The organism is Calothrix sp. NIES-2100, from assembly GCF_963875285.1.
GTDB lineage: Bacteria > Cyanobacteriota > Cyanobacteriia > Cyanobacteriales > Nostocaceae > Aulosira.
Genome location: NZ_CAWNLA010000001.1, coordinates 8160309 through 8173347 on the forward strand (window position 1 = coordinate 8160309; position 13039 = coordinate 8173347).

General features: G+C 43.2%; 12 protein-coding genes. 4 read left to right on the plus strand and 8 right to left on the minus strand.

The window, feature by feature from the left end; translation table 11 throughout:
- Positions 1-144: 144 nt before the first annotated feature.
- The 4 genes from AACU32_RS33240 to AACU32_RS33255 form a co-directional block, all read right to left on the minus strand.
- Positions 145-1011, minus strand: a complete 867-nt coding sequence (locus tag AACU32_RS33240; protein ID WP_096606245.1) for a phycobilisome linker polypeptide — start codon at positions 1009-1011, stop codon at positions 145-147.
- 307 nt (positions 1012-1318) lie between these two features.
- Positions 1319-2134: a phycobilisome linker polypeptide gene (locus tag AACU32_RS33245; RefSeq protein WP_096606246.1), complete on the minus strand. Its 816-nt coding sequence runs from the start codon at positions 2132-2134 to the stop codon at positions 1319-1321.
- A 564-nt stretch (positions 2135-2698) separates the two neighbouring features.
- Positions 2699-3190, minus strand: a complete 492-nt coding sequence (gene cpcA, locus AACU32_RS33250) for a phycocyanin subunit alpha (RefSeq protein WP_096606247.1) — start codon at positions 3188-3190, stop codon at positions 2699-2701.
- 119 nt (positions 3191-3309) lie between these two features.
- Positions 3310-3831 carry a phycocyanin subunit beta gene (locus tag AACU32_RS33255; protein ID WP_339378487.1) on the minus strand — a complete coding sequence of 174 codons (522 nt, stop codon included), beginning with the start codon at positions 3829-3831 and terminating at the stop codon, positions 3310-3312.
- 1000 nt (positions 3832-4831) lie between these two features.
- Between AACU32_RS33255 and AACU32_RS33260 the strand changes: the two genes are divergently transcribed.
- The 4 genes from AACU32_RS33260 to AACU32_RS33275 all read left to right on the plus strand — a co-directional run bounded on the left by AACU32_RS33260 (position 4832) and on the right by AACU32_RS33275 (position 7804).
- Positions 4832-6058: an RNA-guided endonuclease InsQ/TnpB family protein gene (locus AACU32_RS33260; RefSeq protein ID WP_096606248.1), complete on the plus strand. Its 1227-nt coding sequence runs from the start codon at positions 4832-4834 to the stop codon at positions 6056-6058.
- 56 nt (positions 6059-6114) lie between these two features.
- Complete coding sequence (locus tag AACU32_RS33265) at positions 6115-6504, plus strand: nuclear transport factor 2 family protein (RefSeq protein WP_096606249.1); 390 nt, start codon at positions 6115-6117, stop codon at positions 6502-6504.
- A 113-nt stretch (positions 6505-6617) separates the two neighbouring features.
- A complete protein-coding gene (locus AACU32_RS33270) occupies positions 6618-6857 on the plus strand; it encodes a hypothetical protein (RefSeq protein WP_096606250.1) in 240 nt (79 codons plus the stop codon).
- Positions 6858-6892: 35 nt separating this feature from the next.
- Positions 6893-7804, plus strand: coding sequence for a HEAT repeat domain-containing protein (locus tag AACU32_RS33275; protein WP_096606251.1), 912 nt, complete (start codon positions 6893-6895; stop codon positions 7802-7804).
- 73 nt (positions 7805-7877) lie between these two features.
- Here AACU32_RS33275 and AACU32_RS33280 read toward each other — a convergent pair whose 3' ends face one another.
- The 4 genes from AACU32_RS33280 to AACU32_RS33295 all read right to left on the minus strand — a co-directional run bounded on the left by AACU32_RS33280 (position 7878) and on the right by AACU32_RS33295 (position 12784).
- Positions 7878-8249, minus strand: coding sequence for a DUF5615 family PIN-like protein (locus AACU32_RS33280; protein ID WP_339378488.1), 372 nt, complete (start codon positions 8247-8249; stop codon positions 7878-7880).
- Between the two features lie 3 nt (positions 8250-8252).
- Positions 8253-8480, minus strand: coding sequence for a DUF433 domain-containing protein (locus AACU32_RS33285; protein WP_096606253.1), 228 nt, complete (start codon positions 8478-8480; stop codon positions 8253-8255).
- A gap of 208 nt (positions 8481-8688) precedes the next feature.
- Positions 8689-12384, minus strand: a complete 3696-nt coding sequence (locus AACU32_RS33290; protein ID WP_096606254.1) for a WD40 repeat domain-containing protein — start codon at positions 12382-12384, stop codon at positions 8689-8691.
- A gap of 19 nt (positions 12385-12403) precedes the next feature.
- Positions 12404-12784, minus strand: coding sequence for a hypothetical protein (locus tag AACU32_RS33295; RefSeq protein ID WP_096606255.1), 381 nt, complete (start codon positions 12782-12784; stop codon positions 12404-12406).
- Positions 12785-13039: the final 255 nt, after the last annotated feature.

Below are 13039 nucleotides of genomic sequence, written 5' to 3' on the forward strand. Positions count from 1 at the left end.
CTCACGCAAAGCCGCAAAGACGCAAAGAAGAACGCGAAAATTAGGACTTTTGCAAGAAGTCTATTAATTATTTCTCCGCGTCCCCGCGTCCCCGCGTCTGCTTGTCTCCCTAGTCCCTAGCCCCTAACCCCTAACCCCTAGCCCCTAAAGTGGCGTAACGCTGGCAATTTTGCCATTGCGACGTTGAACTTGTTGCAAATAATTGGATAACTCTTCGTAGGGGATAACTACTGCCTTGTTGATGCGGCGAACTTTGGGATAACCAGGTTGAGAAATGCTGGCAACTTCAACACGATAAAGTCTTCCGCCACCAAAGGTTTGCGAACCTTGAAATGCGGTGCTGGGGGTTTGTCCTCTGACGGAAGAACGATAAGCAAAGCCATTATTACTACCCGCAGGTGCAATCACTGTTGAGGCGCTATTTCTTGCCAATTCGCTAGCCAAACGCGAAGAATTGCCAGGAATTTGGGAGCGATCGCTGGTTGCATAACCGCGATATAGTTGAAAAATTCGGGTAAAGCCGACAGTTTTTTGTCCTAATTGATTGCTGAATCCCCGATAAAAGGGCACAATATTATCCCCAAAATTGCTCTGATATTCTGGTGAGTCTATGTAAGAATCAATGTCAGCGTCGTAGCCTTTAGTTTGGTATAAATCCAAATGATAGGCTATCTCAGATTCATCATAAGGAGCGCGTCCTAGCAAATGTTTGTAATTTAGTTCTGTAACACGGCTATGAAAGTTATTAGAAAAAAACTTAGATTTGTACAGTTCTGATTTCGCTAACTGCCTAACAAATTCTTGGACTGTAATATTCTTATTAGTCAGCAGCGATTCCAAACCTTTTAACCGTTCAGATTCTAACAAATAATCATTACCTAAAAGCTGACGATAAATAGCACTAATTACCTGTGCAATCTCTGCTTTACCAGCATTGGAACGTAATTCAATAGGAGCAGCGTCACTAAACGCAGAGGTTCCGAGTCTGGATGCGGCTGTTGTAATAGCCATCTAAAAATCTCCTGGGTAAACAACTTTTATAAACAAAGGCAGAGGGCAGAAGGAAGCTTCTGATTTGAAAATATGGGCTAGGGCGTGTTTTCAAAGTCTTAGATCCCCCCAACCCCCCTTTTTAAGGGGGGCAAAGAGAGTCTTAAAGTCCCCCTTTTTAAGGGGGATTTAGGGGGATCGAAGAGGAATGTTAGGAATAATGAGTAGTTTGAAAACACGCCCTAGCGCTTAGGAAGATGAGGGAGTGTGGGGAGTGTGGGAGAGTGTGGGGAACAATGCCCTATGTCCAATGCCCAATGCCCCATTTTCATGAAAGAGCAATGCTGATTACCTTGCGCCCTTGGCGATTGAGTTGTTGTAAGCGATTTGATAACTGATCGTATGGCACAACTACTTCGGTGATACTTTGGCGAATGCGCGGTGAGTTAGGGGAAGCCGCTTGGATGACACGAATCCGATAGGTATTACCACCACGATTCCCCGTTGAGACACCTGTTAAAGAACCAGCATTAGCAGGATAGATAGGAGATACCAAATTCTTTGCTAAATCCCAGGTTAATTGTCCTTTGGGCTTGTTTTGGGCGCGATCGCTATTGGCGTAGCCTCGGTACAACTGGAAGAAATGGGGAAATCCAGCGGTTTTTTGTCCAACTGTAGTTTTGTAGCCGCGATAGTAAGGAACTATAGCATCTCCAAAGTTTTGTTGATACTCGACAGAATTAATGTAAGAATCAATCTCGGCTTCGTAACCTTGAGAATTATAGATATCAACGTGGTAAGCAATTTCTGACTCATCGTAGGGCGCACGACCGAGTAAATGCTTATAATTCAGTTCAATAAAGCGAACCTGTGAGTTGGAATAAAAGAACTTTTGACGATACAGTTCTGATTGCGCGATCGCTCGCACAAAATCCCGCACGGAAATCTGCGCCTGTTGCAATAGTGATTCTGCGCTAGTCAGTCGCTCACTTTCAAACAGATGCTCATTTCCCAAAACTTGGCGATATGCACCCCAAATAACTGACTTTACTTCTTCTGCCGTTTTCACAAAGCGCAATTCAACTTTTTCACTGTCTGTAAACGGAAGAATTCCCAATCGGCTCGCTTCTGTTAACGGTGCCATAATCTTATCTGTTCCTTATTTTCTAGAAATCTGTCGGCATCAGACTCAACGTAAAAATTTCTTAAGTTACAGCTAAAAACGGTCAAATTCGTAGCAAGCATTTTCATGCTTCAAATTACAGGATTATAGTGCTGACTACGAAGTATTTAATAAACCTTATTCATCATTAAGAAAAGCCTTGCATAGTAAGATGAAAAATTATATACGCAGACAACACAAGTATTTGAGTCAGTAAGGGCGGGTTGAGCCAGATAGTCGTGAATGATTGGAGCATATCTGTGAACCCGCCCCTACTAACTAACACAATATGAAGTCAGAGTTTAAAACTTTCCAAACTTACTACGCAAATGCTTGACGCTTTTGCAATTTTGCAACGTTTTACCGCTGCAAACTTTACATTCAGTTTTTATGCAACAGGATTACATACTCACAAAAATTATCTGGTAATCAGTTTCATCGGGATTGCAAAATTACCAAATTATTTTCTTACCCGTGTTACACAAAACTGAAAAGCTTGTGAGAATTCATGGCTACTATTTGATCCAGGAAATCAACCAAGCTATATTAGCTCAGAGCATTGATGATGTAATCAATGTAGGAATTAGCTTCAACACCAGGGTCACCGGTTACACCATGATTAGCTTTGATATATTTGAGAGCTTCAATGTACCAGCTAGGAGATAGTTCAAAGGTACGGTTGATTTCAGCCAAACCACCAATCAAATAATCATCGATTGGGCCTGTACCACCCACAACTAAACCGTAAGTAACAATCCGCAGGTAATAGCCAATATCACGGACGCACTTGTCTCTTCCAGTTTGAGTAGAAGCGTAGTTGGGGCCGGATGTGGTGGTGGTGTAGGGGAACTTTTGGTACACAGCATTAGCAGCTGCTTCAGCAAGACTAGGAGCTTTTTTAGAGATTGCTTTTGCTGCTTCTAAGCTAACAGCTGCTTGGCGAAAACGACCAAATGCAGTTTGGATTTCGGTGCTACCCAAAAAACGACCTTGGGAATCAGCAGCTGCAACAGCTTCAGTTAATGGTGTCTTAGTCATTGAACGTTTTCTCCTAATTGCTTTTACAAAAAATTTGTTGAATAGACTTCTTGCAAAAATTGATTTTTAAACTCAATTTTGCTTCTCTGCAAGAGGCCTAATAGTAGGTGTTTTGATGTTTAAGCAACTGCTGCTGCTGCACGATCAAAATAAGATGAAACTTCTGCAATCAGACTGCTGCAATCTCCACGGGTAACGCCGTTAGGATCATTAGCAATGGCGATTGAAGCTTCTTTCAGCTTCTGAATACCAACTGCAACAGATGCTCCAGGAGTTCCCAGCGCCAGATAGGTTTCCCGCAATCCATTCAGCGCCCGATCGTCTAGAACGCTAGCATCACCTGCAAAAATTGCGTAGGTAACATAGCGAAGGATAATTTCCAAATCCCGGATACAAGCCGCAGCACGACGGTTGGTGTAAGCATTCCCACCAGGCGCAATTAATTGAGGTTGTTCAGCAAACAAAGAACGAACCGCGTTAGCAACAATGGAAGACGAATTGCTAGAAATCCGGTTAACAACATCAACGCGCTTGTTACCGTCTTTAACTAAACCGATGAGAGCATCTAACTGACCATCACTGAGATATTCTCCTCTCGCGTCAGCTTGGGAAACAACCTTAGAAAAAGCATCCTGCACCATAGTGTGAATCTCCTAAATTTTGATTAATTGAGAATTATTGATGAGGGTTCAAATCAAAAGTTGAATTCTTCAGCTTTTGCTTTTTTACCAATAGATAATCATGCCTCAAAAATTCAAATCTTCGATTTTATTGCGACATGAGTATTAGTGGTAAGACTGATAAAACTTTCATCTTTTGTGAAGGCTTTTCAATCATTAACCCAAAGCAATGAACGCTCAACAAATTAGAGTTTTCATTTACTTTGTTTTACTCTAAACCCTTACAAATTATTTTTATAATGCCTAGAACCAATTTTTTGTTAAGAAATGTTTCATAATTATTCTAATATGTATAATCATTTTTATTTATACTTAAATAAATTGATTTATAAAAAAAATAATCTGTGTAAAAGCAAGTATAAATCTATAGCTGAAAACCCTGAAGCTCTGCCTGTAAAGGATTGTAGGCAAAATTTATGTTTTTTAAATCGATGAACTGAAAATAAATATAATTCATTTTTTGATTAAAAAAATATCATCATTTAGTCATTCTTTTATGAAGAAACAACATTCTCTCATAAAAAATGTTTTGAAAAACACAAAAATCGCCGAAAAAATGTGATTTTGATTTCTTTTTTTCTGAAAAACTTTACAAACTGTAATAAAAAATCAGCAGTTTCTTAAAAGTATGGTTTAGCCTATCAGTTTGCGGCGAAATCTCCCATTAATAAGGTGACAATAAAGCGATTAAATTCCTCATCGTGAAGGTGGGTTTATCCTAGCTGGAAAATGGGGGCTAGGGGCTGGGGACTGGAGACTAGGGAAGGGGGGCAGGGAGGACAAGGAGGACAAGGAAGATGAGGGAGTGTGGGGAGTTTTTTTCCCATCTCTTCCCAATGCCCAATGCCCCATGCCCAATGCCCAATACCGTTATCAAAAAATTGGGTCTAAAACCTCGTCCTAGAAGGACGGTTTTATGTATTTTGTGCTAACATAAGATTGTGGTTAATTGGTCGATGCCATGATTGTCTACGAGTTCAAAGTTAAAGGAAAAGACAGGCAATATCGCGCCATAGATGAGGCTATTCGTACATCTCAATTCATCCAAAATAAGTGCTTGCGTTATTGGATGGATAACAAAGAGGTTGGCAGATATGACCTTAATAAACATTGTGCGGTGCTGGCTGCGGAATTTCCCTTCGCTGATGAACTTAATTCAATGGCAAGACAATCTGCTGCTGAGCGTTCTTGGTCAGCAATAGCTAGGTTTTACGACAACTGTAAGCGGAAGGTCAAAGGAAAGAAAGGTTTTCCAAGGTTTAAGAAAAACTGCCGTTCGGTTGAGTATAAATCAACAGGATGGAAACTTTCAACAAACCGAAAAGCTATCACTTTTTCAGATAAAAAAGGCATTGGAACTCTGAAGTTAAAAGGAACCTACGACCTTAACTACTACGATATAAAGCTCTTTAAGCGTGTCCGTTTAGTGCGTCGCGCTGACGGTTACTATGCCCAGTTTGCAGTTGATGTTGATGTCAAAATAGAAAGTCAACCTACTAATCAGGTTGTAGGTATTGACTTAGGCTTGAAATACTTCATTGCTGACAATAAGGGCAATGTGGAACAATCACCCCAGTTCTACCGCAAGTCGGAAAAACAGTTAAACCGTGCTAATCGCAAGAAGTCCAAAAAATTTAGCACAGAAAAGAGAAAAGCCAAACAAAAGCAATCTAACAATTACCACAAAGCTAGAAATCTATATGCCCGTAAGCATTTAAAAGTAAGTAGGCAGCGAAAAGAGTATTGCAAAAAGTTGGCATACTCCGTCATCCAATCTAACGACTTGGTAGCCTATGAAGATTTAAATGTCAAAGGGCTTGTGAGGAACCCACAACTGGCTAAATCCATTAGTGATGCTGGTTGGTACACTTTCAGGCAATGGTTAGAATATCTTGGTCATAAATATGGGAAAGTAACTGTTGCAGTTCCCCCACATAACACAAGCCAAAATTGTTCTAGCTGTGGCGAAAACGTGAAAAAGTCTCTGTCTACTAGGACTCATGTATGCCCTCATTGCGGGTACACAGTAGACAGAGATATCAACGCGGCAATCAATATCTTGAGATTAGGACTCAGTACCGTGGGGCACACGGGAACTTACGCTACAGGAGATTTGCCCTCTTGGGCAATTGGCGCAAGCCTGTTGTCTAATGGCGAGTCGGTGAATGTAGAATCCCCGCCTCTTTAGAGCGGGGAGTGTCAAAATTGAGCGCAGTATAGCGCAGTATATAGATAGGAAAGCAAATGGAGGGTACAAAAATTCAGACTGCTCAGCAAGCATTTGACTACCTTGGTCAAGGATGGGCAACAGGAAACTTTCAGCCTTTCATTGATATGCTGGCTTTGGAGGTGATGTTCTGGCTACCGGTTGGTCAGCAGCGAGATACATCCTTTGGATATGAGGATAAGCAACAGCTGATTGCTAGACTACAGGCGCGCAAAGACAGGGGCGATCGCCTGATTTTCAGTACACCTGATCTAGTTACCAGTAATGACACCACTGTGACATTTGAGTTTGAAAGTCAGGGAATTATTCGCAACCAGCCTTTTACAGGACGGAATGTCGTTTCCTTCGATATCAACGGTGACAAAATTGCTGGTGTGCGAGAGTATTTTGGCGACATAGATGAATAACCATAAGCATATTTGCTTACCCAAAATGCTCGAAAAGGTTTGTCTGTTGGTAACTGAATCTGAGAAAATCAAACATGGATATTTAAAATCTATTTTTAGGAAACACAACGGATATGGCTGATAGTCCAGAACTCACCTCAAATGTTCAAGACATCTCAGAAGAACTGACTGTAGCGATCGCTGAATTAGAAGAATATCGGGAGCGCCTGGTTAGCGACACCTTGTCAATGGCGCAAAAGGCTAAAGTCATGAAGGCACAAGCACTTGCTAGTCTCGAACCTCAGCTGATCCAGATTGATGCCACCCTGGAAGCACTCCGAGTGCAGCAGTCTGCTCTGAGTGCTGGTAACTAAAATAATTGCACAATAACGGTGATAAGGAATTTGTCATGAGTCAATCCCTCAACTCCCAAACTCCAGGGCTGGAAGATCCAATCCTGCGAATTCAAGCTGAAAATGATGATCTGGTTCAAAGGGTGAATGAGCAGATTTCCCTAGAAACCTTTGACTCTTGTGATCATACAGTCCTCAAACAACTTGTAGAGGGGTTGGGAGACACACGGGGAATGGTACGGCTGCGGTTTGCTGAAACCTTGGGTGAAATTGGTGAACCTGCAACGCCATTTCTGGTGGAAGCACTGGCAAATCATCCGAATGTAGTGGTGCGAAGAGCTGCTGCCAAGACACTCACCATCATCTCCGATCCAAGTGCTGTACCAGACTTGCTTCATGCTTTTCTCAATGATGAGGATACAGTAGTCAGAAGTTCAGCCGCTGGGGCATTGGCAAGAACTGGAGAAGCGTCTGTACCAGCGTTGCTGGATATTTTAGCATCCAACGAGCATCCAGAAGATATTAAAGGTCACGCAGCCTGGGCGTTGGCGTTTATTGGCTCAGAAGCAGCAGAGCATCTATACAAAGCTTTGAACGCCGCCTCTTTAGATGTGCGATGCGCTGTAATTGGGGCGCTTGGCCATGTAGCGCAAGAACAGTCAGATGAAAAGTCTTGCAACCTGCTAGTTTCTGCTTTGACCGATCCAGAAGCACTGATCCGCACCGAAGCCGCAGCAGCATTGGGACAAGTAAATTATCCGCCATCTGTGCCGCATTTAATTCTGGCAATTCACGATTCCGATTTAGACGTGAGGAAAGCAGCAATCAATTCTTTGGGTAAAATTGGCGATCGCACTGCTTTAGAACCATTACAGCCACTACTCAACGATCAACAAGAGGTAGTGCGGGTTTTGACTAAATTAGCGATCGCGCAAATTGAGCGTCAGTCACAAGAAGATGATTGGTAACGGCAAAGTTAAGCAGCGATAGTGCGATCGCACCGCATTAGAACATTTACAGGTGGCACTCAATGGCAGATATCTAAGATCTACGGCGAATGGGACGACAAAGGGCGCGACGGGATTCAAGGGTTGTGAAGGCACCTAAGAGAGAGACAGGTAAACGGTTGGCTAGCAATTCGAGAATTTTGGCGTTGACGGTGCTGGCGGGGGTGTCCTCGGGAAGGTTGATGAAAATGACTCCGGCGGTGAAGGCTTCAGGCCAGCTTCTGGGATCGGCAAGTCCTCTGTCGCGGGTGATGATAATAGCATCCGTAGCTACGGCAGCTTCCATGACTTCAACATCAGGATGCCCACGTAAACCGATGTCACGCACATCTTGCGCCGTAAATCCAAGGACGGCGATTTGGGGTGCAAGGGAGCGGGGCATATTTTCATCGACGAGGAAGTTCAAAGCTTAGGCTCCCAAGGCGGTGACTGTAGTTTGTTTTACCAGATCTGTAGCGTAGCTAAGAGCAGCTTCTACTTGGGTTTTACTGAGTTCGTATTCTTGCATAACTTCTTCTTTGCTCATACCACCAGCTAGAGAACCGATGATGATAGAAACGGGAACACGGGTTCCGCTAATGACTGGGGTACCGTGGTGGATGGCAGGATCTACGGTAATGTATTGGGCAATTTCCATCGCTACCTTCTCAATGTTTGCTGTTTCTCTATTTTGCCTGGAAATCTTTTTAATGTTTGCCCAAAATGCATGGAAATAAAGTACCTGATATCTAGGAGCGTGGGTTTCATCTCAGATCAACGCACTTGCTGAGCGTCGAGGGCTGAGCGGAGTCGTTGGCGCAGCCTCTGGCAGAGAAGTCCAAACTTTTATCTTGACAAAAGTGCAACTATCTGAATCTGCTAATACCGTCGCATAACTGCCTGTCACTCTCGCCGACATCAGGATTATTTTTTAAAGGATTATAAGTTAAATAACTGCGTACCGAATCACAATTGCGCTGCATTAAAGAGTCTAAATCCATATCCCAGAGCTTAATAGTTTTGTCATCTGATGCGGTGGCGATGGTTTTGCCGTCAAGGCTGAAACTCACACTATTGACATCACCCTGATGCCCTTTAAATTCCTGGAGCAGTTCCCCCTGCAAGTTCCACAACCGCGCTGTATTGTCAGCTGATGCGGTAACGATGGTTTTGCCGTCAGGGCTGAAACTCACACTATTGATTGGAAGTTGATGCCCTTTAAATTCTTGGAATGATTCTCCCTGCAAGTTCCACAACCTTGCTGTATGGTCATAAGATGCGGTGGCAATAGTTTTGCCGTCGGGGCTGAAACTCACACTCCTGACATCACCCTGATGTCCTTTAAATTTCTGGAGCAGTCGCCCCTGCAAGTTCCACAACCGCACTGTATTGTCAGCTGATGCCGTAGCAATGGTTTGACCGTCGGGGCTGAAACTCACACTCCTGACAGAATTCTGATGCCCAATAAATTCTTGGAGCTGTTTTCCCTGCAAGTTCCACAACCGCGCTGTTTTGTCAGATGATGCCGTCGCGATGGTTTTGCCGTCGGGGCTGAAACTCACATTCAAGACTGTACCCCGATGTCCAATAAATTCCTGAATCTGTTGTCCCTGCAAATTCCACAACCGCGCTGTTTTGTCATTTGCTCCTGTAGCGATAGTTTTACCATCAGGGCTAAAACTCACAATATTGACTATACCCCGATGCCCAATAAATTCCTGGAGCTGTTTTCCCTGCAAGTCCCACAACCGCGCCGTTTTGTCATCTGATGCTGTAGCAACGGTTTTGCCGTCGGGGCTGAAACTCACACTATTGACAGAACGTTGATGCCCTTTTAATTCCTGGGGCAGTTCTCCCTCTAAGTTCCACAACCGCGCGGTTTTGTCAGCTGATGCGGTGGCGATGGTTTTACCGTCGCGGCTAAAACTCACACTCATAACAGAAAGCTGATGCCCTCTAAATTCCTGGAGCAGTTGCCCCTGCAAGTTCCACAACCGCGCGGTTTTGTCAGCTGATGCCGTAGCGATGGTTTTGCCGTCGGGACTAAAACTCACACTATTGACAGCATTCTGATATCTTTTAAATTCTTGGATTAGTTGCCCCTGTAAGTTCCACAACCGCGCGGTTTTGTCCTTTGATGCGGTGGCGATGGTTTTGCTGTCGGGGCTAAAACTCACACTCATAACAGCATTCTGATGCCCAATAAATTCCTGGAGCAGTTGCCCCTGCAAGTTCCATAACCGCGCTGTATTGTCCTTTGATGCGGTGGCGATGGTTTTGCCGTCAGGGCTGAAATTCACACTCATAACAGCATTCTGATGTCCTTTAAATTCCTGGAGCAGTTGCCCCTGCAAGTTCCATAACCGCGCTGTATTGTCATTTGATGCGGTGGCGATGGTTTTGCCGTCAGGGCTGAAACTCACACTATTAACATCACGCTGATGCCCAATAAATTCTTGGAGCAGTTGGCCCTGCAAGTTCCACAACCGCGCTGTATTGTCCTTTGATGCGGTGGCGATAGTTTTGCCGTCGGGGCTGAAATTCACAGTATTGACTATACCGCGATGCGCTTGAAATTCCTGGAGCAGTTGCCCCTGTAAGTTCCACAACCGCACTGTTTTGTCAGCTGATGCGGTGGCGATGGTTTTGCCGTCGGGGCTGAAACTCACACTATTGACAGAACTCTGATGCCCTTCTAAGCGGTTTCGTTCTCTTGCGCCAACAAGAACTGTCTGCAAAGCATTCACAGCTTCTGGTTGAGTTTTGTGTTGGCTATGTAGGATTTTTCCTGCTTTTATTGCTGTGACGGAAGCTTCTAAGTCTTTATTTTCATTATTTAGAGATAAGGAATATCTACTCAGAGATTCAGCTTGATTGATTTGTGCCTGTTGCGTCTGATTCCATGCTGTCAAACCCAAACCACTAGCGGCAAGAAAGAGAAATCCCAACAATATACCCCCCTGAAGAAGTTTTTTATTGGCTGTTTTTTGTTCTTCTTCTCGTTTTTTTGACTCTTGAAGGGCTTTGTCGTTAGCTTGTGCTAATTCCTGTGCTGCTTTCAATTCTCGGTGCTGTTGTTCTTCCTTTTCCTGTTCTATTCGTTGACTTTCCTTAAGACTAGCATCAATAAATTCTTTCTCATTAATTAAGTCTTCTGGGCGTTCCTTGAGTTGTTCTTCTGCTTCGGCCAATGCTGCACCCCGCAACAATGAACCAGAATCTTGATTCGTTGCTTCCCATTGTCCTTTTGCTGCTCGTAGTCGCTCTTGCCAAGCTCTAAAAACGCGGTCTTTATTCATCCATTCTCGCAGTTCTGTCCAATTGCGAATTAAAGCTTCATGGACTACTTCTACTGTTTCTTGAGCGCTAAGATTGCGACTTGTCACTACCAACCGAGCATCAGCTAATTGTTTGACCAAAGACCAGCTTTGCTCTCCCAATTCCGTTTTCATGGCAACTCGTCGAGTATCTTCTGCTCCCTCACCCGGAAGCACTAATTGAATAAAAATCCGCCGGACTTTTTCCTTCTCCTCATCTGTCAAGTTGCCATATTTCTCATCCGCATGACGAGCTAATGCGCCTTCTACTCGACCAATTTCTTCATAGATTTTATGACTTAATTGTTTACGCGATCGCTTATTCCACAACTGAGTCAAAGCAAACTCTAACAAAGGTAAATTTCCCGGTTGGTTTTCTACATCATTCAAAATGCGTTCTACCAGTCCGGTTTCAAATGTCACCCCTAATTTTTGAGCAGGTTTTTCAATGACTTGTGTTAGTTCCTCCCGATTCATCGGCCCCAGTTTCCAGTCAGCATTTTGCAAGACATCCGCAAAGGGACGATAAGAGAGAGCATTTCCTAAAAAATCTGCTCGCATCGTTGCTACCAATACCCTAGCTGATGCAGACAGAGAAGTCGGAGTTTCTAAACTACCTAATAAGCAATCGAGAAACTTACGGCGAATTTCCGGATTGTTACAGAGAGTATAAATTTCTTCAAATTGGTCAGCAATCAGTAGCACCCGATTATTAGGGTGATTTTGTTGAATTGTTCGGAAAACATCAGCTAGAGAAACAGTGCTATTGAACAAGTAGCCAGCTAGTTTTCGTGTTTGGGCAATTTGGTCAGTACGATCTAACTCTGGTGCATAAAGAGGAACAAGTGCCTCAGCCAAAGCATAAAACGGTACAGAACCAGGACGAAAGTGAGTAAACTGCCAATGACCTTCTTTTTGTAACTTCGGGACTAATCCCGCTAATACCACCGAAGATTTACCGCTTCCTGATGCACCTAGTACCGGAATAAAATTATGGGTTTTAGTTGCACTATAAAGTTCTTCTATAAATATTCCCCGCCCAAAGAAAACATCCGCATCATTGGGGCCAAAATGAAACAAACCCCGATAAGGACAGGGGAGAGATTCATCAGCAACATCAACAGATGTAGGTTTTACCTCTTCTCTGTAGTAGAAATAGTTATAGATAATGTTTCCATCACCAACTACAGCACCTTTTACTTCATTTTCAAAGGTAGATTGGTATTTAGAAATATCTTCAGCCATCTAGGTACTCCAATGGCTTTTAGCTAAATGTATTTGTTTGGGTGTTGCTATCGCCAACCTGAACGCCCTTCACTTCTCCTTGGAACACGGTATTGTATTTACCTGCTGCTGACTCTTCAGGTTTTAACTGTTTCAGCAACTCCTGCGCTAACTTAATAATTTCTGCATCTTTATCAGCACCAGCTTCAGCTAATTTCTTTTTAAGTGGTGCTTCATAGGTTTCGGGGTCTGTTTCGTGTTCTTCCAGAACCATTTGTGCTTTTGGTTCACTTTCAAACCTCTTCTTAATCAAGGTTTTCAACCCCTGATAGGCATCTTTCACAGCTGTTCCTGCGGTATCCTTAGCAGCTGCGATCGCACCAGCACCCAAAGCCGCAATAATCAGAGAAATAGGTTCCATAGTTAATCCTCAATAATTTGTAGCCGCTAAATAAAATAATTATTTTCGACGTTTAGAGAATATTTTAAACAAGCCTTTTGCTCTCATCGCCTACCACAGCAAAGCATCTCAGTATCTGGCTAAAACCTTTATTTTTCGTAGCCCTTAACCTAAGTCATAACGGCAAAGTTTTACTTTTGTGGGTTTTTAAATATACTTTAAAGATTATGATAATACATTTGTAAGTAAAGTAATAGTACCCTTGAAGGTACTATT